General features: G+C 31.8%; 23 protein-coding genes. 22 read left to right on the plus strand and 1 reads right to left on the minus strand.

Annotated elements, in window-relative coordinates; all coding sequences use genetic code 11:
• Positions 1 to 144 precede the first annotated feature (144 nt).
• The 4 genes from P2Q73_RS08725 (at position 145) to P2Q73_RS08740 (ending at position 2,996) form a co-directional block, all read left to right on the plus strand.
• Positions 145 to 693 (plus strand): AAA family ATPase, encoded by a 549-nt coding sequence (locus P2Q73_RS08725; RefSeq protein ID WP_275785961.1) that lies wholly within the window; start codon positions 145 to 147, stop codon positions 691 to 693.
• Between the two features lie 245 nt (positions 694 to 938).
• Positions 939 to 1,733, plus strand: coding sequence for an aminoglycoside phosphotransferase family protein (locus tag P2Q73_RS08730; protein ID WP_275785963.1), 795 nt, complete (start codon positions 939 to 941; stop codon positions 1,731 to 1,733).
• A 204-nt stretch (positions 1,734 to 1,937) separates the two neighbouring features.
• Positions 1,938 to 2,282, plus strand: coding sequence for a DUF3139 domain-containing protein (locus P2Q73_RS08735; RefSeq protein ID WP_275785965.1), 345 nt, complete (start codon positions 1,938 to 1,940; stop codon positions 2,280 to 2,282).
• 183 nt (positions 2,283 to 2,465) lie between these two features.
• Complete coding sequence (locus P2Q73_RS08740) at positions 2,466 to 2,996, plus strand: SMI1/KNR4 family protein (protein WP_275785968.1); 531 nt, start codon at positions 2,466 to 2,468, stop codon at positions 2,994 to 2,996.
• Positions 2,997 to 3,309: 313 nt separating this feature from the next.
• Here P2Q73_RS08740 and P2Q73_RS08745 read toward each other — a convergent pair whose 3' ends face one another.
• A complete protein-coding gene (locus tag P2Q73_RS08745) occupies positions 3,310 to 3,582 on the minus strand; it encodes a hypothetical protein (protein WP_275785972.1) in 273 nt (90 codons plus the stop codon).
• A 417-nt stretch (positions 3,583 to 3,999) separates the two neighbouring features.
• On the opposite strand from P2Q73_RS08745, the gene P2Q73_RS08750 reads away from it, so the two are divergent.
• The 18 genes from P2Q73_RS08750 to P2Q73_RS08835 all read left to right on the plus strand — a co-directional run bounded on the left by P2Q73_RS08750 (position 4,000) and on the right by P2Q73_RS08835 (position 22,074).
• Entirely contained in the window at positions 4,000 to 4,377 is a 378-nt protein-coding gene (locus P2Q73_RS08750; RefSeq protein WP_275785975.1) for a YhfM domain-containing protein, read from the plus strand.
• Between the two features lie 114 nt (positions 4,378 to 4,491).
• On the plus strand, positions 4,492 to 4,722 hold the full coding sequence (locus P2Q73_RS08755; RefSeq protein ID WP_241600680.1) for a hypothetical protein: 231 nt from the start codon (positions 4,492 to 4,494) through the stop codon (positions 4,720 to 4,722).
• Positions 4,723 to 4,916: 194 nt separating this feature from the next.
• Complete coding sequence (locus tag P2Q73_RS08760) at positions 4,917 to 5,588, plus strand: hypothetical protein (protein ID WP_275785981.1); 672 nt, start codon at positions 4,917 to 4,919, stop codon at positions 5,586 to 5,588.
• 498 nt (positions 5,589 to 6,086) lie between these two features.
• Entirely contained in the window at positions 6,087 to 7,937 is a 1,851-nt protein-coding gene (locus tag P2Q73_RS08765; RefSeq protein WP_275785983.1) for a discoidin domain-containing protein, read from the plus strand.
• Between the two features lie 465 nt (positions 7,938 to 8,402).
• A complete protein-coding gene (locus P2Q73_RS08770; protein ID WP_275785985.1) occupies positions 8,403 to 9,350 on the plus strand; it encodes a hypothetical protein in 948 nt (315 codons plus the stop codon).
• A 679-nt stretch (positions 9,351 to 10,029) separates the two neighbouring features.
• Entirely contained in the window at positions 10,030 to 10,485 is a 456-nt protein-coding gene (locus P2Q73_RS08775) for an 8-oxo-dGTP diphosphatase (protein ID WP_275785988.1), read from the plus strand.
• Between the two features lie 480 nt (positions 10,486 to 10,965).
• The gene (locus P2Q73_RS08780; protein WP_275785991.1) at positions 10,966 to 11,490 is read left to right on the plus strand and encodes a sigma-70 family RNA polymerase sigma factor; all 525 of its coding nucleotides are present in this window, start codon (positions 10,966 to 10,968) and stop codon (positions 11,488 to 11,490) included.
• Positions 11,483 to 12,790 (plus strand): DUF4179 domain-containing protein, encoded by a 1,308-nt coding sequence (locus P2Q73_RS08785; RefSeq protein ID WP_275785993.1) that lies wholly within the window; start codon positions 11,483 to 11,485, stop codon positions 12,788 to 12,790. Before P2Q73_RS08780 ends, P2Q73_RS08785 begins: the two co-directional genes overlap by 8 nt.
• Before the next feature lie 466 nt (positions 12,791 to 13,256).
• Positions 13,257 to 13,745 carry a hypothetical protein gene (locus tag P2Q73_RS08790; protein ID WP_275785995.1) on the plus strand — a complete coding sequence of 163 codons (489 nt, stop codon included), beginning with the start codon at positions 13,257 to 13,259 and terminating at the stop codon, positions 13,743 to 13,745.
• Between the two features lie 130 nt (positions 13,746 to 13,875).
• Complete coding sequence (locus P2Q73_RS08795; RefSeq protein WP_275785997.1) at positions 13,876 to 14,358, plus strand: hypothetical protein; 483 nt, start codon at positions 13,876 to 13,878, stop codon at positions 14,356 to 14,358.
• A 551-nt stretch (positions 14,359 to 14,909) separates the two neighbouring features.
• The gene (locus P2Q73_RS08800) at positions 14,910 to 15,083 is read left to right on the plus strand and encodes a hypothetical protein (RefSeq protein WP_275786000.1); all 174 of its coding nucleotides are present in this window, start codon (positions 14,910 to 14,912) and stop codon (positions 15,081 to 15,083) included.
• A gap of 147 nt (positions 15,084 to 15,230) precedes the next feature.
• Positions 15,231 to 15,728: an HIT family protein gene (locus P2Q73_RS08805; protein WP_275786004.1), complete on the plus strand. Its 498-nt coding sequence runs from the start codon at positions 15,231 to 15,233 to the stop codon at positions 15,726 to 15,728.
• 505 nt (positions 15,729 to 16,233) lie between these two features.
• Positions 16,234 to 16,674 carry a LytTR family DNA-binding domain-containing protein gene (locus P2Q73_RS08810; RefSeq protein ID WP_275786007.1) on the plus strand — a complete coding sequence of 147 codons (441 nt, stop codon included), beginning with the start codon at positions 16,234 to 16,236 and terminating at the stop codon, positions 16,672 to 16,674.
• Between the two features lie 11 nt (positions 16,675 to 16,685).
• Positions 16,686 to 17,156, plus strand: a complete 471-nt coding sequence (locus P2Q73_RS08815; RefSeq protein ID WP_275786009.1) for a DUF3021 domain-containing protein — start codon at positions 16,686 to 16,688, stop codon at positions 17,154 to 17,156.
• Complete coding sequence (locus tag P2Q73_RS08820; protein WP_275786011.1) at positions 17,157 to 17,876, plus strand: ABC transporter ATP-binding protein; 720 nt, start codon at positions 17,157 to 17,159, stop codon at positions 17,874 to 17,876. It begins immediately after the preceding gene.
• A 2-nt stretch (positions 17,877 to 17,878) separates the two neighbouring features.
• Complete coding sequence (locus tag P2Q73_RS08825; RefSeq protein WP_275786014.1) at positions 17,879 to 18,604, plus strand: ABC transporter permease; 726 nt, start codon at positions 17,879 to 17,881, stop codon at positions 18,602 to 18,604.
• Positions 18,605 to 19,310: 706 nt separating this feature from the next.
• Entirely contained in the window at positions 19,311 to 20,738 is a 1,428-nt protein-coding gene (locus P2Q73_RS08830) for a serine hydrolase domain-containing protein (RefSeq protein WP_275787423.1), read from the plus strand.
• Between the two features lie 658 nt (positions 20,739 to 21,396).
• Positions 21,397 to 22,074 carry a GNAT family N-acetyltransferase gene (locus P2Q73_RS08835; RefSeq protein WP_275786017.1) on the plus strand — a complete coding sequence of 226 codons (678 nt, stop codon included), beginning with the start codon at positions 21,397 to 21,399 and terminating at the stop codon, positions 22,072 to 22,074.
• Positions 22,075 to 22,176: the final 102 nt, after the last annotated feature.

Genomic DNA, 22,176 nt, shown 5'->3' on the forward strand with positions numbered 1-22,176 from the left:
AACAAAAACTGTATTCGAATAGAGGATTATTATTGAAAAAGGTTTTTTACGAATAAACGGAGAATTATATGCTATCTCCAAATAAATTGATGGTATATGTTGTGGTTTGAAACAAAAATAAACGATATCAAAGGGGTTCATAAGGTGAGATTTTTAATAATGACAGTAGGGACAACACATAGTGGAAAAACTACATTTGCTAACCTTTTAGAAAAAAGATTAATAAATTCAGTTGTTATTGACCAAGATGCACAAGGAGAATTTTTAGAGAAACATTATCCATCTTTATTACCAGAAAAAGGACCAAAAATTTTAAAATTTGCTCTTTCACAAACAATTGTAGATTTTGCTATTAACAAAACCGATAATCATATCATTTTATGTAATTCTAATCGACAAAAACAATCTCGATTAAATTTAATAGAAAAATTTAAAAAAGAAGGTTTTCAAACCCTTATTGTAAATTTCGATTTACCGCTAGAGATATTAAAAGACCGTATCATAAATAGTCATAGAGATACAACAATCCTGAGAAACGTTTCAAACTATGACCAAGTATTAGATATTCAGCTGAAGCAAACAAAAATAAAAGGTTTTATTCCTCCTACTGAAGATGAAGTGGACCACCTATTTACTATAACTAATGAAACTGATATTAAAACAGTTATTGAAAAAATCATAAATTTAGTTTAAATGAAAGAGATAAGACGCTCTTATTAAATATTTATATGACATAATGCTTCTTCAACTAACGGGTGCTTTACTTCAAGAAGGAGTAAAACCTTTTTTCTTCTTGGACTAAAGGAGCAGTTTAATTGAACAGGCTTCGAAGAGTGAAAAGGTAATATTAGGAGGGGCATGATGGAAGATAATATTCAAATACTGGTGGATAGAATAAAGGTTCTTCGCAATCCTACAAGAGTAACTAGGCTTTCTAATTGTTACGTATAAGTGATATGGAAAGGTACGATAGGAAACAGGAAGAGTTTAAAGTTTTAAGTGATATTAGAAAGTATAAAGTTCATTCTCCACAACCAATTGATCTTGGAATATTAAAGGAGCTTGGTATTTGTTACAGCATATTTTTTTATATTGAAGGTGAAGATGCAAAAAATTCAATACGATTCTTTAAAGAACAAGAGCAGTATGAAATTGGAATAGAAGCTGGAAAAGACTTATCGCGAATTCATTTACACCCAGCTCCATTTAACATTAGAAATTGGCATGAAAGGTCTATACAAAAACATAATAGATATCTAAAGGAATATAAGAAGTGTGGTATAAAAATTAATAATGATAATAAGGTTATGAGTTTTATAGAAAGCAATTATCATTATCTAAAAAATCGTCCTAATCAATTTCAACATGATGACTTTCATTTAGAAAATATTATATTGAAGGATAAAAAGTATGTTGGTGTAATTGATTTCGATAACTATGATTGGGGAGATCCATTTCATGACTTTGTAAAAGTTGCTTTGGCTAGCAGAGTAGACAGTATTTCTTTTTCTGTTGGACAAATAGATGGATACTTCGCTAACAATATACCAGAAGATTTTTGGAGACTTTATTCAATATATTCCGCAATGGTTATTTTTTCGAGTGTTGTTTGGTCAATTAATAAATCTCCAGTACAGCTAGATAAATTTATAGAACGCATACATTTGATATTAGAAGATCATAAGAACTTTGAATTGTTAAAACCTATTTGGTATAGATCAAATCTTAATTAAGCTAATTGGCATTTCTACAATAAGTGGAGAAGCTTTTTTCACTAAAGGGGCAGTTTAGTTGAAGAAGCGGGTGTTTCGGGAACATTTAGAATTAGTAAAATACATGTTAATAAGATTTTTTTAATCCGTCTTTTTTTACGATATAATCTAAGAATAAAACAAAAAAACATAATACTTTAATTACTAGGGGTGGAGCATCTTCTGATGAAAATTATACTTTCAATTTTATTGGTTACTGTTCTTCTATCACTTGGTTATGTTGATATAAAAAAAAAACACATGGAAAAAAAGGTAGAAACATACTTGATAGAAAATAAGGGATATGATGCCCAAGAAATTAAATCAATTGAAGGATTGTTTTCCAAAATGCCCGTTTGGAGTGTGCGTGTTATTTTTGAAGATGAAAGTAATATAAATTACTATTATCAAATTGAATCAGATAAAGTAATACAAACTAGAGAATATCCAGCGAAAAATGTAAATACATCATTTTTACAAGACTTCATAGAAGGTAAAATGATTCCTAAACATCGTGAAAATAATCAATAACATTAAAGAGAGAACAATGAGGTTTATATGCTTTGAAAGAAGCAGGGAATGTCTTATTAAGCTAACGGGTGCTTTACTTCAAGAAGGAGTAAAGCCTTTTTTCTTATTAAACTAACGCGGCAGTTTAATTTAATAAGGAAATCGATTAACATGTAAATTATCTAGTAAACTGGAGGACTCTAATTGATACAAATAAAACCTAGTAATAAAAAACTAAATCAGAAAAGATTATTTGATTTTGAACAACTAATTAAATATAAATTACCAAAAGAATATATTGAGTTTTTAATAAAATACAATGGTGGCTACCCAGAAAACAATATTATTGAACTTCAAGATGACGAAATGCAATCTATTGCAATTTCAGATTTTTTTGGAATAGGAATAGAGAGAATTAATGATTTAAAGGCAACTTATAAGGTTTATAAAGATAGATTACCGAAAGGTTTTATTCCAATAGCAAGAACAGAGGGTGGTAACATTGTCTGTTTATCTCGTCATAATGGGTCTTTGTTCTTTTGGGACCATGATATTGAATTACTAAATGAAGATATAGATTTTAAATATCTTATTCCCATTGCTAATAATTTCGTGGATTTTCTAAATATGATTAAACCTGATGATTCGGAAGATTTGGATGGTTACGAGATTGAAGAAGTATGGATTGACCCCGACTTTTTAGAAGAAATGAAAAAAAGTGGCTTATTAAACTAACGGGTGCTTTAGTTGAATAGTAATAAACCGAAAACGGGCAATTCTTAAGAAATACAGGGTGATACATACCATTAACGATATGTATCACCCTGTATTTGAGTGGCTTGTTACGATTAGATCCCTTACTTATAAATCTTCTTAAAGTAATGGATAAACATTAAGTTATAAACAACTTCCACTACTATTGAAATAGTTAAATCCATTAAGTTTGTTTCATAAAGAGATTGATAAGGTAGGAAATCGTAAATGACAAAATATCCAATTCCATTTAAAGCGATAATAAGTAATATGTTTCTTAAAAAAATTGGAATCGTTAAACTAAAAAACGGGATAAAAAACCTTTTCTATTTCCTTTTTGATAGATACGAAATATTATAAATAAACCAATCCCATTGATCACAATAAAGCAAATGAAATCAATAACATCAATCTGATTCATTGTAGAAAAATCGTAAACTGTTGGTAATGATAAAACAGCGATAGCTACTATAATCCAAAAAACACTTCTGTAATTTTTCTTCTGTTTTTCAGTAAAGGAATCCTCCGTTAAAGCTGTAATAAGTGCGTTAATATTCCAAATATACATAATTGACTCCTTTATTGTTCTAAAAATAGATTATAGAGAAATAGTACCATCATAGCTATGATCAATTTTTGGAAAAGGGGAGGTTAGGATGAAAAGAATTGGTTTTTGGAGTTATATTGGTAGCATGTTTCGGAAAAAAGTAGGACAGCTTCAATTATTAGTAGTAACGAAAACAAAGGGTTTGGCGGCTTAGATATAGAAAATGCATTAAGTCTGAAAAATATTTTATTCAACTAACGGGTGCTTTAGCAAAACATGGCCATCATTTCGATGGTCTAATTTTATGTCCAAAACATTAAGTTGATATCAGATATGCATTGTGAAATGTTACACTTAAACTAAAGGGGCAGGTTAGTTTAACAAGGACTTGTAACTTAATTTAAAAATTAAAGTCTAAATTTCAGAGGAGGAATATTGATGAAAAAATTATTTGTTTTATTTATCGCATCTGGATTCATGTTAACTGGTTGCTCGCAAGAACAAGAAAATAATTTAGCTGAAGCTCAAAATGAAAGCAGTTCTGAAACAGTCACTAGCACTAAAGCGAATTCCTTGGAACTAAGAGAAACAGATGAAATAGAAATTTTCACAAAAGCGGTAAGTGATTCAAAGAAAGAGCCTGGTATTGTCAACATGACAGATCCACAATATCAATTTAGTATCGGTGAAGAATCCTATTTTCTTTGGATTACTGAAGATTCTGGGACAATAATGAGCACAAAAGACACACACACGATTTATACGTTATCCAGTAATTCAGTCCAAGAAATTTATGAGTTTGTTAATAAAGTCTAAAAATATTCTTCAACTAACGGGTGCTTTACTTTTCAGAAGGAGTAAAGCCTTTTTGAACGACAGCGGCAGATTATCTGAAGTGTACGACATATGATTAATTAAGTGAGGTAAACAATGACTGATAATAATAAATTACTCTTCTTATGTGAGAAGTTTATAAAAAAAGAATATGGTCTTATTGAATTTCAAAGTAGAATGGGAACAGCTAACTTCCCAGAACATTTAAGTGATTTTCAGGATGAAATTATAAATCAGTTAGAAATTATCCAGTTTACCGAGAAAGAAATAGACTACTATCGAAAAACATTAGTGGTTATAGAGGAATTAAAAAACCTACTAAAATAAGTATTCTTCTTCAAGTAACGGGTGCTTTGTTAGACAAGACCATCATTTCGATGGTCTATTTTTTTATCCAAAATTTCAAGTAGATCTGAGAAATACATTGTGAAATGTTACACTTAAACTAACGCAGCAGTTTAGTTCAATAAGTCAAAATGATAAGATAAAAGAAATAATGGCGAATACAGGGGTGATTCAAAATGGATAACTGGAGAAATAATACGATTTGGTTTGAACAAATACCAGATAATCTTCAGGCTGACTTAAACTTAAAAGAAGATATATTTAATGAGACGCAGCTTGAAAACATTGAGTATTTAACTCTTTGGCATCATAAAAAGAGTAAGCTGGGCAACTTTGTTAGTATTCCTGAAAATCTCCTCTATCTACAATTAAACTGGTCTAATATACAAAATTTCCTTGGGATAGAAAAATTGAAAAAATTAAAGCGTTTAGAATTACATTATTGTACTAAATTAGAAAATGATTTTGGTTTGTCTGGATTATCTAATACGCTAGAACATTTACTTATTGATCAATCAAAGAAATTTGTACCAAATGAAGAATTATTTTCTCTGAAAAATCTTCGGGTTCTTCGCATTAATTCCTGCGGTAATCTAGAGAATTTGAGTTTTTTAAATCACTTTCCTAACCTAATTGACTTTAGATTTGTTGATACTAATGTTTTAGACGGTGACTTATCACCAATTTTAGACCATCCAACAATCCGAAGTGTAGGCTTTCTGAATAAGAGACATTACAATATTAAAGATGTAGAGATGGACGCTTTGTTGAAGGATAAAAACGGTGGAGAAGAATTTGAAACTGTTATCAAGTATGGAAGATATGAGACTTATAGACATATTTATTAACTCAATTGTTATTGAACTAACGGGTGCTTTACTTCAAGAAGTAGTAAGCTTTTTTTCTTATTGAACTAAAGACGCAGGTTAGCTGAAGATGAAAATGGGAGTGAAAAAATAGTTGATCAATAGTATTTTTAGATTGATTGGTTTAATTTTGATGGCTAGTCCAGTTCTCTTGTATGGACAAAATATTGTTGGCGAAAAAGTGGCTATTATGATCCTTATTGTAGGTATAATAATTACATTTTTATTTAGAAAAAATAAAAAAGTACAAAGTAAATGATGAAGTAAACTATGGACACATTTCAAACATAATGTGTAATAAATGAAATTTGCTTATTCAACTAACGGGTGCTTTAGTTAAATATTCGATTTTTGAAATAATTAATAAAATTACTGTGTATTTTAAATTTAAAACTATAACATTATAGTACAGCTTATTAATATTTATTGTTTGTTTCCGATAACAAAAAAGATATCAATTCAATTTATGGAGGTTGTTATATGAAAAAAATAGGTATTCTTTTAATGCTTTTCCTATTAGTATTACCAATTAACATATTTGCAAGAGATTTAACTAGTTCTACAGCGGGTACAATAACTGCGAGTGGCGGAATCGATTATCAAAAAGCGTTTGATGATAATACTTCAACTTACACTAATGCTTGGCGTTTTGGCGCATCAGCTGAATTTATACCTCAATGGATCACATATGAATTTAACGAGAGTAAATTAATAAATTCAGTAAATTTGTGGTCCCATTATAATAAAGGTTATGAAGCGGTTAAAGACTTTAAAATAATCGCTTCTAACACAGGGGAATTTTCAGGTGAAGAAGTTATTCTGTTTACAGGAACACACCCCAACGAAACAACTAATAACTTCATAAATTATACATTTGATAATGAAAATAAATTTAAATTTTACCGATTAAAGGTAGAATCTATTTACCTGGGGAATGGTAGTAACAATTTAAATATAATGGAGATTGAATTAAGTAATTCTAGTTATTATGATAAAACATCAGTTAGTGGAATAATTTCTGCTAGTAGCGGAGAACATCCACAATATGCGTTTGATGATAAAACAAATCATTATGGAGTTGCTTGGACTAAAACAGGAAGTCAAGCTATGTTACCAGAATGGATTCAATATGAATTTTTAACAAATGAAGTAATTAACGAAGTACAAATATGGTCTCATTACAATAGCGGATATGAAGCTATTAAAGATTTTGATATCCAAGCTTCAAACACTGGAGATTTTACAGGAGAAGAAGTAACAATATATACCGGATTACACCCGAATGAAACTACTAATGGGTTTATAACTTATAGTTTTAATAACGAAAATGCTTATAAATACTATAGATTAGTAGTCAAAAGCCTGTATCCTGGCAATGGGGGCGATAACTTAAACATAATGGAAATTGATATGTTTGAAGTTAAAAAAGAAATAAATGTATATGGACTTCCGTTAGATATGACTAATAATTATAGTGTTGTTGCAGCAAGTGGCGGATTAGATCCGAATAAAGCATTTGACAATTTGACAGCTGATTATACGGATGCCTGGCGTTTTGGAAATATGTCTTCATTTGAGTCACAGTGGATACAGTATGAATTTAGTGAAAGTGAAGTAATTAATTATCTTAAATTATGGTCTAATTATAATAACGGTTATGAGGCAGTTAGGGATTTCACTATTAAAGGTTCAAATACAGGTTCCTTTACTGGAGAAGAAAATATCCTGTACTCAGGTGTTCATTTAAACGATACGACAGATAATTTTATAGACTATAGTTTTGAAAATACGAACCCATATAAATATTATAGACTTGAAATATATAGTATTTATCCGGGCAATGGTAACAATAATTTAAATATTAAAGAAGTCGAGTTATCGAATACCAGGTATTTCGATCGTGCCATTGAAGGAATAACTACATCTAGCAATGGACTCTATAGTGAAAAGGCTTTTGATAATAGAGTTGGAAGTTATGGTAATGCATGGAGACTACCAGAATCAACAGATACTCTGCCAATTTCATGGGTTCAATATGAATTTAATACAGAAGAAGTAATAAATTACATTAGAATATGGTCTGCATATACTTCTGGATTTGAAGCCGTTAAAGACTTTGAGGTCCAAGCATCAAATACTGGGTTATTTGCAGGTGAAGAAGAGATTTTATATACGGGTGTGCACCCTAATTCACATGCAATGTTTATTGATTATCCTTTTGCTAACTATAACGCTTATAAATTTTATAGATTTAAAGTCAATAGTGCTCATTTAGGTGACGGTGGTAATAATATAAATATTATGGAGATTGATTTACTGAATTACAAATAATTTTTTTCACAATCAAAGAAAAAAAATATTGTTTAATAGGTATCTTTTAAATCACTCTACTAATTGAGCTTATTAAACAATCGGGTACATTTATTGAATAAAGGCATAAGAAAACGACCAGATACAAAATCTGGTCGTTTTTAATATTCAATTATAGTGCTAATTCTTCTGCTAAAGAAGGACCCATCAGTACATTTTTTCACTTAAATTTACGGAAAAGGTTAGTACCAAATAGGGAGTTTCAGTGTTTAAAGGAAATATAAACCTAATTATTAAAAAATTAGTGATAAACTTGTTTATATAAGCCTATTACTAACTATAATGTAACTTTACAGTTTAGGTTTGATTTTAATAAGAATTGTTAAAATCACCTCTCTATTTTTTCTGAGAGGTGATTTTTTTATTGGATATTTATGTTATCAAACATTTATAATCTTATAAGAATCAGAAATGTGAGGGAAAATCATGAAAAAATTATTTAATTTATGTATCACGGTAGCTTTTTTAATACTTTTTATCCCTGCAGGTTTAGCAGCTGCACAAGCAAATCCGCATCAGATAACGATTACGGAAGTAGAAAAGCTTATTGATCAGAAACTAAGCGAAGAAACACCTTTGACAAAAGAGGAGTTACAAGTTGAGGTGAATAGATTAAAAGATGAAAAGATTGCTAATTTAGAAGGTAATATAGGTACAGTCATCGACAGTTTAGGTTTATTTATCGGGGTCGCATCATTGATCTTAGTAGGTATAACAGCAATTATCGGTTTAATTTATAAATCAATTATAGGTAAAAAGTTGACTAAAATTGAAGAATTAGAAAGTACAATTCACACCACTCATACCAACATTGAAACCAAGCACAAGCAAATTGAGGAGTACCACAAACAGATAAAGGAATTTTCGGAGGGACTAGAAAAGCTTAAGAAACAACTTAATCAAAATGAAAGCTTACTAGAAAAAAGAGAAATTGAGTTGGATGATTTACGTAAATACATTAATGCTATTGGAAACATAGCAGACAGTTCTATTGAGGTCCATAAATTCCTAAAAGAGAAACAAAAGTCATTAGAAACCATAGCAAAGACAAGAGATTTGCTCCAAAGACCTCTAAAAAATCAAGATATTGCCATATTGAAGTTATCACAGAAACTAGGAATGCTCAGTAAACTAACCACCTTAGACTCAATCACAAACCATCTGGAATATCTTATTAACAATTTAAACAATGAAGAAGATAGCCTTTGGGTAAAGATTCAAAGATTTGATAGTGCCTTAGAATTGTATAAAGAACACGATGAAGACGTCATGCAATTACATGAAGAAGTAGTATCAAACTTCAATGATTGGAAAGACCAACTCTCTTATATCACGATCATGAAAAACCATTGGGAAGCTCATTTGCAATATTAATCCTACCAATTAAGCATGATAGTAAGATCATTATTTTGATGGTCTCTTTTTAACGTCTAAACATCATGTAGTTTTTAGTGATTCATTGTGAAATGTTACACTTAAACTAATGGGGCAGTTTAGTTGAAGAAGAAGGTTTTTTTGCGATTGTGTTTAATAAGATAATATATGTAAATTATTGAAGAGGTGGACAAAATAGATAAATTCTTGAAATGGTTTATGGCATCATTTATATTGGGGATTGTAGGGCTAATAGCAGTTTTTTTTGTGGAAGATATAGCAAGAGTAACTGGTGAAATGAATCGAAGCGTCTTGTTAGTTAGCACTTTAACTATATTCGTTTTAATTCTATCTTCGTTATTTAGTATTGTTAAAGCTAATTCAAATAGAATCAGAAGAGAATTAGTTATCTCCGCATTTTTTGCCATAATTCCTTTATCAGCATTAGTAATAAATTGTTTAATTTTTACTGTTTATTTTGTAGGCAAATAAAGTGGCTATTGTGAAAAAATATACTTAAACTAACGGATGCTTTAGTTAAACAAGACCATCATTTCGATGGTCTATTTTTACGTCCAAAACATCAAGTAGATCTCAGAAATCTATTGTGAAGTGTTACACTTAAACTAACGGTGTAGTTTAGTTGAAAAAGAGGCGTTTAGATATTAGGGGGAATTTTGTGTCTAAGGTTACATTAACAAATATGTGTATGGTTTATGATATAGAAAATAATAAAGTTCTAGTTCAAGATAGGATTAAATCTTGGAAAGGTATTTCATTTCCTGGAGGACACGTGGAGGATGGGGAAAGTCTAATTGATTCCACTATCAGAGAAGTAAAAGAGGAAACAGGATTAACGATTTCTAATTTAGAACCATGTGGAGTTATTTATTGGTTTAATAATGAAACTGGTGAAAAATTTTTTGTTTTTAATTATAGAACAGAAGTGTTTAGAGGAGAATTGCTAGATAGAACTGATGAAGGTAGTATATTTTGGGTAGATAAAGAAGAGTTATCAAGACTTAATCTTGCAGAGGGAATGAAAGAAAGATTACCTATGTTTCTAGATAAAAAGCATTCAGAAGGATTTGGTATTTGGAATGAACATACTCTTGGTCAATTAAAATGGCAATAAATTAGAAAACTCGTCCTCTTGTTAAGCTAACGGGTGCTTTACTTTAATAGGGATTTTCCTTTTCCATTACTTTTTTTGGAAGGTGGAGATAAAACTCAGTTACCCATTCAGTTAGAAATAAAACAACAGTTATCATTATATTTTCAGCCCCATTTTGAAGAGGATCATAATAAGACGAGAACTGGCGTTCAAATTAAAACCGTAGATTCATTATAATAATTATGAAGAATCCGCCAATTAGATAGAAAAATAAACCAAAAGTTTAACACTACACGTAATTCAACTAAAGAGTGCTTTACTTCAAGGAGGAGTAAAGCACTCTTTACTTATTGAACTAAAGGGCAGTTTAGTTGAATAAGAAAAGCATCTAATTCACTTAACTTTTGGTTTATTATCTTAAATACATAAGAAGATTAATAAAATTGAAACGTTTTACTTATCTCGTTTGTCTAACGTTTAGAGGAAGGGAGGGGCATTATTTTGTCAGACAAAAAGAAGGTACAGCGTGCTAAAAAGGGTAATAAAAAAGCATTTCAGCAGTTAATAGAGAAGGAAAAGGTAAAACTTTATAAAATTGCTTATGTTTATACGAGAAATGAAGATGATGCACTTGAAGTTTTTCAAGAAACGGTATATAAAGCACTTATCTCGATTAATAACTTAAAAGATGAACAGTATTTTTCAACATGGTTGACTCGTATTCTGATCAACACAGCTATTGATTTTTTGAATAAGAAGAAAAGAATTATTCCTATGGAAAGGGAATTGTTGGAGAATAAAGTAGGTTCCTATCTACCAAATGAAAGAAACGATGACTTACTTCAGGCTGTTTTAAAGTTAGATGAAAAATATAAGACTGTTTTAATCCTAAGGTTTTACAGAGATTTTACAGTCAAGCAAATTGCGGATATATTAGATTGTCCAGAAGGAACAGTGAAAACAAATATCCATCGTGGTGGAAATCTGTTAAGAGAAATTTTAAAGGAGGACTGTGTTTATGGATAATCAACAGCCAGATTTTAAAAGAGAGTTCGATAAAATTAGCGTTCCATTGGACAAGCTAGATTCCATTATTACAAATACAATTAATGAAAATCAAGTCAAAAAATCGAAGAGGAAAATAGGTTTCTATTCGCTTAGTGCGGCAGTTTTAGGATTTGGGTTGTTTATTACTTCAGCAAGCATTTCACCAGTTATGGCACAAATCGCATCTCAAATTCCAATCATAGGTACCTTCTTTAATGAAGTCAGTGATGAAGGTTTAAGGATAGCAGGACAAAAGGGCTTAACGCAAATAGTTGATCAGTCTGCAAAAGATAAGGGAATTACTTTGACAATCAATGAAATTTTTTATGACGGAACACGCCTAACATTTGGTTACACACAAGAATCATTATTTGCTATTGGAGAGCTTGAACGACCTACCATTGAAGTGGATGGAGAGGAAATAAACTTTAGTTCCAGTTCTTCAGGTGAATTTGTCACACCCCAGAAATATAAAGGAATAATAGATATTAATCCAAATGTGGAGCTCCCCGAGGAGTTTGAGATAAAGTTAAGCTTTGACGCTATCGGTCTTATTCAAGGGAAGTGGGAGTTCGACTTTCCTGTGATGCAATCAAATAAAGTGACTGTTATTCGACCACAGGAGGTTAAAACAATTGAAAAAGCTGAAGTGCAAATTACTTCTGTGAAGCTTGGACCAACAGGAACTGACCTTGCTTTGAAAGTAAAGGTAGATGAAAAAGATAAAAAGTTTAACTCATCTATGTTGAATTATTATCTTATAGATGATAAAGAGAATGTATTAGACTTTGTAAGTGGAAGTATATATGGAGGGATAGAAGACAATGAAAAAGTAGAATATTTTAATTTTCTCTATCCGCCTTTAAAAGAAGGAACAAAAAACATTAGAATTATTCCTTATACAATTCCAAAGACAGAAGTAAATGCCGAAGAGGTTTCATTACCATTAAATGAGCATAGTGTACCCTTTGAATTGGACCAAGGTGATTTTGGAAAAATTCTTATAACAAATATAACCTATCAAGAGGATAGGGCAATTGTGTATTTTGAGGTTCAAAGTGATGTTATTATCGACAATAAACTTACGAACAATCCAATATGGCTAGAAGACGCTAACGGGAAGAACTTAAGGTTAGAAGACAAACCAGTTGCGGAAAGAATCGAAGGAAATACTTTTAAGCAAGAATTTTCAACTGGTGAGAAGCACGGTTTACAGCTTAAAACATTTAAATTCCCAAAACCAATTATGTATGAAGAATTTGAAGTTGAAATTCCATAATTTATGAGTAGTTTTTTTAACTTTAGAAACTGTTGAAGAAGTAGTGTTGATTATTAAAGAATATGATTACTGGTGCTAAACGTTTAGGATCCAGTAATATTATTAGGGATGTCAATTATGACATCCCTTCAAAAAATCATTAACTTAAAAGTTGGAACTCGCTAGCTTCTAGGTCTTCTTTATGTAAAATCAACAATTATAACCATCAATTGCATAGTCATCCTAAATATCGTATAGAAATTTATCAATCAGTTATAAACGATAATATTGAATACTTAAGCCAATTTGGTGAATAGTTATCTAAAAAGAATGGAACAAAAATAAAGCAATTTTAAACATAGAAAGCTTTTCTTCAAGTGGGAGAATGACTATTTCTTCAACTAACGCAGCAGTTTAGTTTAAGAAGGCTAAGTAATAACTTTGGTTGTTTTTTTTGTTGTAATCTTTATAAGGAGGAGGTGTTATTTTGAAGAAAAGATATATAGCTCTTCTTATTGCATTGGCAGTAGTTATGAATGTAATATGTGTATATTTGTTTTTTTACTTTTGGGAAATGAAAGCTCAAGGAGAGTATAGGAAATATGATAAAGGAGTTACTATTGAGGTAAATAATTTGAGTAATCAAAGTCTACCTGATCTTATATTTTCATATAGCGTCAATAAGACGGATTTCAAAGAGGTAGGAACGATAAAGAGTCTAAAAGCTGGAGAAACAACCCAAATAACTGGTAGCAGCAAAGAGATAATATCGAGTGATACAAGCTTATATTTGCATTATTACATTGATAATGGTGGAAAAGCAGTGAATAGTTTAGCTTATTTTTATTCTGCGGCACCTTCAAAAGCTGTCGTTGTTTTAAATATCCATGAAGTAAAACCTCATGGATTTTTAAAGTATGAATATAGAGGTTATAATGGCTGGGATAAATATGGGCCAGATGAAATTAACTATTGAATAATGAATTTATTATTCTATAGTAAGATGTTAATCTAGCGGGTGCTTTAGGTTGAAAACACGAACTGAAAAGCGGTTCTTTTTTCTTATTACGGAGTAGGTACTGTCGAATATTAGGAGGCTATAGGATTTGAAATATAAAACAGTTCTATTCTGTTTATTAGTATTTGTTCTTTTATTTATATTAGTTATGTTACTACCTTTTTTACAAGAGCCTGATGTTTATCAAAATTATGAAGAAGGCGTTACGATAGAGATAAATAATTTAAGTGGAATTGAACTAGCCAATCTTAATTTTTCATATGGTTATGTAGAGGATACAGTCACAGTCTATAGGGAAATAGGCAATATAGAACGATTAAAATCTGAGAATACCTCCATAATAAAAACAAAAAAAAATAAAAATATAAATAATAGAGGAAGGGATACAAGCATTTACATGAACTATAAGCTTTTAAATGGTTTTGAAATAACTGAAAATTTGGTATACTTTAATCCTCCTCAACCAGATAAAATCGTTCTTATCATTAATATTAATCAAATAGATAGCTATGGAAATATAGATTATGATATAAGAGGCTTTGATGGAGCACGATCATTTCCGTCTTACTAAGAATAGCTGTCGAGTAACCCCTATTTCTTTTTTGAAATGTTATTCTTAGCAGGAGATGAAATTAACCCGATTCGGATTAAACTCTGAATCAAAGATAATCCCAGATGTTCTTAACTTCATTCCATAAGCTTTGTAAATTGCTACTTTAATAAGCTTAGTGAAATCGCTAAAGTTAATGCGGTATAACACTCTAAAATAAATCAATATGCCAAATGAAAAATTTGATGAATTGGCTGAATATTGTCGGATACTAGATGAAAGAGAAGCCACCAACCGATAACTCGGAGGGTGGTTTATTATTAGGCAATATTAAAGGGAAAGGTTGATTTATCGTAATATGATATGACGACACCTGCACCATGTCTAATATTTTTTTAATAATAAGCTCAAGTTAATTGGATATTTATGTTAATATTTGAATAAGATTGTGAAGAAATATACTTAAACTAACGCAGCAGGTTAGTTGAATAAGAGGGATTTTAAGAGTATTAACGAATTAGTTTAATATAAGGATATTCAACTAATTCGTTATCTCATGGGAGTTGTAAGAAATGAAATTAATAAGTACGTTACTTGGTATTATATTAATTTTTATTGGTTCATTGTTTTTAAGTACCACAATTTATAATGAACCTTTTAGAAACGTAATGATTAAAATAGTAGGGATAATGGTGCTTATTTGTGGTAGTTTTGTATTGAAAAAAATTGCGAAGTTCGGAAAATGAAAGCCATACTAAACTAACGGGGCAGGTTAGTTAAAAAAGGAATCCGAAGTTAAATTGCAGAATATGTAATTAGGATAGAACTGGAGGAAAGGTGCAGTCTAGTTGGAGAAATGGATAATGATATAAATAAAAGGAGTAGGTTGTTTTATGATTCAATATAGTCATATCCCAAAGGGTTATGTTTGCCCTTTTTGTCTATTAGTAAAAGGTATAGAGGATGAAGAAAACAAGTTAGTTCAGTCCAAACAGCAAGATATTGTATATAAAGATGAATACGTAACAGCTTTAATCGCCACATTGTGGTGGCCAAATAACAATGGACATGTCATCATCATACCAAATAAACATTATGAAAATATCTTTGACCTACCAAATGAATATGCAACTCGAATTCACCAGTTGGTACAGAAGATATCCTTCGCATTAAAGGAGTGTTACAAATGCGATGGGATTTCTACTCGGCAACACAACGAACCTGGCGGTAGTCAAGATGTCTGGCATTACCATTTACATGTTTATCCACGATATAACGATGATGATCTTTATCGAACGGACGGTAAATTAAGTGCTCCAGAAGATAGGCTTAACTACGCTGAACAATTAAGAAACTGGTTTGATAAAAATGAGTTGAATAATGACAACTAAATTTATTAAATCCACTATTACTAAATAGACTAACGGGTGCTTTAGTTAAACAAGACCATCATGTCGATGGTCTATTTTTTATCCAAAATTTCAAGTGGAACTCAGAAATACATTGTGAAATGTTACACTTAAACTAACGGGGCAGGTTAGTTTAATAAAAAGATAAAGACAACAACAAGTAAATCACTAGAGTGGAACTCGCCTGCAATACTAAACTTTATTTAATAGAGTTTGTAAATTAGAACTTAGAAATTAAAGTAAGAATCGACTTTTTAACAAAGTTGATTCTTTTTTATGCTAAAGAAACAATGGATAATCCTTTAATAGTGGTATAAAGGAGATGATTCTTTTAAAGAAATGTGCTATATCCTTATATTACTTTAATTGACTATGTGACATTAATTTTATGACCGCTTATCATCCGATAACGACCGATTATCGAAAATTCATATACAGGAAGAAGAATTCTTTTTATAGTAAAGGTGAGCGGAAGGGATGTGATGAAATGAAAGTTGAAGTTTCAATTGATCCGTCTTGTAAAGATCCGAGAATCCTCATTCTCACTGATAAAATGACAGACGAGATTGCTGAGATAGTGAAACGCCTATCAGAACATACGGTGGATTCACTAGCAGTGTTTTCTCATCGAGGTGTTGAAATCGTTAACAATAAGAATATTATTCGGATCTATGCAGAGAAACAAAAAGTGTATGTTCAAACGAAAGATGGTATCTATACAGTTCGTTTAAGGTTATATGAACTTGAAGAAAAATTAGATAATCAATTGTTTATCCGTATTTCGAAATCAGAAATCGTGAATATCAGAATGATTAAGAACATGGATATTAGTATGACCGGAACAATTGGTGTGACTTTAAAAGGTGATATTAAAACGTTTGCTTCCCGTCGCTATGTCACAAAGATAAAGAAACTATTTGGAATATGAGGTGAAATAATATGAAATCTATACTCAGTCGAATAATTGGTGGTTTTGTCATTGGGGTATTGATTGGACAAGTGGTTCAGATCCTCATTTCATTGCAAGTAGGGCAAGGGACTTATCTTCCCGTACTAGATAATTTTCGTGCGTTCTTTACAAATGAAACAACAGCGTTCATCACTCAAATTATTTTAACCGGCTGTATTGGTGTTGTTTTTGCTACAAGTTCGCTTGTTTTTGATATTGCAAAATGGGGACTATTGAAGCAATATATGATCCATTTTTGCGTAACCTCCATTGTATGGGTGCCGGTAGTGATGCTGTTATGGACGCCGGAAACGTTCAAAAACGTCATTATTATGATGATTAGCTTTTTAGCGACGTATATTCTGACGTGGTGGATTCAATATAACCTTTCGAAAAAAGATATACAAAAGATCAACGCAGCTATTCAATCGAAACGAAATGAAGAGGGAGGAAACAAATAAATGGCGATTGTCATGAAAGAGTTAACTAAACAGTTCAAAGATCGCACAGCAGTAGATCATTTATCATTCACCATTGAAAAAGGAGAGTTTTTTGCACTACTGGGCCAAAATGCTGCAGGAAAAACAACAACAATTAAAATGCTAAGTTGTTTATTGACACCTACAAGTGGTGATGCATGGATGAATGGAGACAGTATTGTTGAAAAGTTAGATGCAGTGAAGCAAAAAATTAACCTTTCTCCACAAGAAACTGCTGTTGCACCAAATCTTTCGGTTAAAGAAAATCTGGAGTTCATTGCAGCAATATATGGTTTTAATAAACGTGATGCTATGAAAAAGTCTACTGAAATGATGGAGATATTTGGATTAACAAATCGTGCGAAAAGTAGAGCTAAAACGTTATCGGGCGGTTTACAACGTAGGTTAAGTGTTGCAATGGCAATGATTACAAATCCTGAAATTCTCTTCTTAGACGAGCCAACACTTGGATTAGACGTCCGTGCAAGACGTGGTTTGTGGGAAATTTTACTAAGCTTAAAAGGTAAAATAACGATTGTTTTGACAACACATTATCTAGAAGAGGTAGAAGCATTGGCAGACAGAGTAGGCATTTTGCATAACGGAAAATTACATGCACTCGGTACCAGTGAAGAGTTAAAAAATCAAACAGGTCAAGCAACATTAGAAGAGGTCTTTCTTCAATTAACGGAGGAGCAATAACCATGAGAATGCTGACATTTGCACAACGTAATCGTAAAGAGATATTACGCGATCCAGTAACACTGTTATTTGGTATTTTGCTTCCGATTATTATCATGTGGCTATTTTCTATAATGCAAAAAAATATGCCATTTGATTTATACAGTATTGAAAACTTAACGCCGGGTATTGTCGTGTTTAGTTTCTCGTTTATCACATTGTTTTCTGGAATGCTTCTTGGGAAGGATAAAAGCACTTCGTTCTTAACACGCATCTTTGCTTCTCCTATGACAGCTACAGATTTTATCGTTGGATATACACTCCCACTGCTACCGGTTGCAATCCTGCAAATTGTTATATGCTTTATTTCTGCCTTCGTTTTAGATTTGCCATTTAATATCAACGTCATTATTGCATTTATTGTACTTATTATTATTTCCTTTCTATACATTGGCTTTGGTATTTTACTAGGGACGTTCCTAACAGATAAGCAAGTCGGTGGGGCATTTGCGATCTTTGTGAACCTTTCAGCTTGGTTAAGCGGGGCATGGTTTGAATTGGATATGATTGGTGGCACATTCAAAACTATTTCCTATTTGCTCCCATTTGCTCATGCCAGAGATGCAACAAGGGCGACACTGGCCGGTGAATATGGAAATCTTGTCGTTCCATTACTTTGGGTAATCGGCTATACAATTGTTATTTACTTTATTGCGATTTCTGGCTTTAAAAAGAAAATGAAAAGCTAATATTATTGGGCTAGTTTTATTATTCTTTTTGTATGGTATCTTTCAATCACTTATTTTTATAAAAAAATGGTGAATTAAAATAAATTTAGGCAAGAGTGAATAAAATAGTTTGTGAAGGAATGTACTTAAACTAACGGGTGCTTTAGTGAAACAAGACCATCATTTTGATGGTCTATTTTTATGTACAATGTGAAATGTTACACTTAAACTAACGCAGCAGGTTAGTTGAAGAAGCAATTTTTCTTATATGGTAGTATACTTCAAAGGATAGTAGGAATGAAAGGAATGATAGGAATGATAGTATATGTCTTCTCTCATTGCATTCTTTACAATATCTATAATAATTGTTTTTTTTGCTATGGCAAAAACAGTAAAGGATAGTCAGCGAAAAGATAAAGATATGTATAATGATAATAAAGTTATTGAATTTTGATTAATAAAAGCTAAGAGCCATACTACATTCTACGTAGCAAGGCTCTTTAAAGTAGTTTCAAATTACTTCCATCTGTTTATATATTACTTAAAAAATGAATAATAAAGTTATTTACTTCTTATTGAACTAACGCATCTTTTCGTTTAAGAGTAACTCTTCACAATTACTTGATATTATATAGGTGAATTGAAAGATAAATTAATATTTAGTTTAGTAGTTGTAAAAGTAGATTATTTATATGATTCTCTTATAATTTTTCAAAAAGGAGAGTTTATGAAAAAGATTATTGTTTTTATATTAATGATATTTATATTATTCTCAGGATTCGCAACACAAAGTTATGCGCTATCAGATACGAAATCTGCGGCAATACAAGCGTTGCTAGATGATGCCCGTCGTATATCAGGTGTGCCGGGAATGTCAATCTCAATACTTGCTGATGATGAAGTGTTCTACTTTTCTTCAGGGTATGCAGACCGTGAAAAGGGGTTGTCTGCAAGTGAAAATACACTCTATGAGTTAGCCTCGGTCAGTAAAGCTTTTACCGGTATGGGTATTATGCTGTTGGAAGAGCAAGGGCTGCTCTCAATGACTGACCCTGTCCAAAAATATTTACCTTGGTTTACTTTAAAGTATCAAGGGAAACCTGTTGATATGCAAAGTCTTACACTAAATAACTTTCTTCACCATACCAGTGGTCTAACAAATATTAGGCATATTCAAAATATTCCACAAGGCAATACACCGGATATGTTGGAAAAGACTGTGGAAATGCTCGTAGATGCTGAATTGGCGTTCCCTCCCGGTGAACAGTATAACTATGGAACCGTTAATTATGACGTATTGGGTTTGGTTATTGAGATTGTCTCGCGACAAAGCTATGAAGATTTTATGAGGGAACAGGTATTTCAGCCGTTAGGTCTTCACCAGACGTATGTTTATAAAGAAGATGCTCAAGCCACTGGACAGTTGGCACAGGGCTACCGTTCTTCCTTTTTTATGACAACTCCATTTAAAGCTCCGGATTATGCTGGGAATAAACCAGCAGCCTACATCATTTCTAATACAAAAGATATGGCGCGTTGGATGGGCATACAGATGGGTATCGTGCAGGACATACCCGAAATATTTCACTCGGTTATCGAAAAATCACATAGGGGTGATATGTCTGTTTCGGCTGTCAACGATATGTATTATGCGGCAGGCTGGTCGGTAAACGCCGACCAAACGATTATAGAACACACTGGGGGCAATCCAAATTTCAGAACCCAAGTAGCCATACTGCTAAATGAAAGAACAGCCATCTGCTTGCTGAGCAACGGCGCAAATACCAATATAAACCTGGTACTAAAAGTTAAAGATATATTAGACGGCAATCTAACTCAGTCATATGAAATAAGCGGCACACAGCTTTTGGATATCATTTTGTCGTCTATCACAATTATTCTTTGCCTATTGGGCCTTTTGCTAATTCTCTTAGGATTACGCAGAAGGAAAACGAATGAGCGGCAGCCAATGACAAAAAAGAGAATAATCGTAACAGTTATTTTCCTGCTCGCTACGATTGCCCAGGGTATACTATGCTGTGCTTTCGATTGGTCAACAATACTTATTTGGCGAACATATAGCGTTCTTACAGCTTTGATTTCGTCAGCATTATTAACAGCAAGCATTACATGGTTTGTATACACTCACCGATAGAATACCTCGCTCCCAAGATAAGCATAATGTTAAGTAATTAAATTTCAATTTATCTGTATGCTTAATTTGAAAAACGTAAGACACTTCGGTGTCTTTTTTAAATTCATCGACAATTTTTTCAGTCAAACCTAATTAATATTGCTTCCACTAACCTGATCTGTTCGTGGAATAAGGATTTTTAAACAACTATATTATTTTTAAATGACTTTATTGTAAATTAAACATCTTTATTATTTCTGCACAAGATAAATAATTTCTTTATACTTTATTTAGAGGTTCTTATTGAACTACGGGTGCTTTAGTTGAACAAGTAGCTGCCTATAAGGGTATCTTTTTCTTATTGATGCTATTGTTGGTACCCCTTTTGTTCTTATAAGCATTTTCTTAAAACCTTATGTTTTCGGTCTCGCTTTAATAGTATTTATCTTTGTCTTTATTATTGGTGCATTTTTAATATTTTCAAGTGAAAGTAAATCCTAAATTAAAAGCTTGTTTCTTATTGAACTAACGGGTGCTTTAGCAGAACAAGACCATCATTTCGATGGTCTATTTTTATGTACACTGTGAAATGTTACACTTAATCTAACGCAGAAGGTTAATACAGCATAAGATAAAAACGACGCCTAGATTGATACGTTAAAATTATGGAGGAATGTTTATGTTATCTGATTTAGAATTGATGGAACATCATGTGAATGTGTTATTTAAACACGATACTGAAAATCGAGTAACAGTCGTAAATGAACCACCGTATGATGATGCACCTAGAATTTTCGTTGGTGCCACCAACCTAGGAAGTGTTGTAAGGTATTCAAATACGCTGGATGAGAGTCTTATAGAGAAGTTAGAACAGGTTATAGGTACAGATCCTGGTGCTAATCTAGGAGAAGTAATCAATGTTTTAAGCATATACCGTCCATTAAGTAATTTATGGATTGGACTTGCGTATGTGTTTCCTAATGAAAGGGACACGGCTCATACACAAGCAATACAAGTATCTCATGAAAATAAAGAACTTTTAAAGTCTAATTTTCCATATACATTTGAGGATTTTGAGTATAAGCAACCTTGTTTTGTAATAGTTGAAGACAATATTCCTGTTTCGATTTGTTGTAGTGCAAGGAAGACTACAAAAGCAGACGAAGCAAGTGTTTTCACACATGAAGATTACCGTGGAAGAGGATACGGTATAGATGTTACAAATGCTTGGGCAGCAGCAGTACAAAAACAAGGACGAATTGCTCTATATAGTACTTCGTGGGATAATTACGCATCCCAATCTGTGGCAAAAAAACTAAAATTGCTTCAATTTGGAACAGACATTCACATGAGTTAAAGTAACTGTAAAACGTAAGAATCCTTATTCAGCTAACGGGTGCTTTAGTTAAACAAGACCATCATTTCGATGGTCTATTTTTACGTCTAAAACATCAAGTAG

This window comes from Bacillus sp. Cr_A10 (assembly GCF_029222665.1).
Lineage (GTDB): Bacteria > Bacillota > Bacilli > Bacillales_A > Planococcaceae > Psychrobacillus.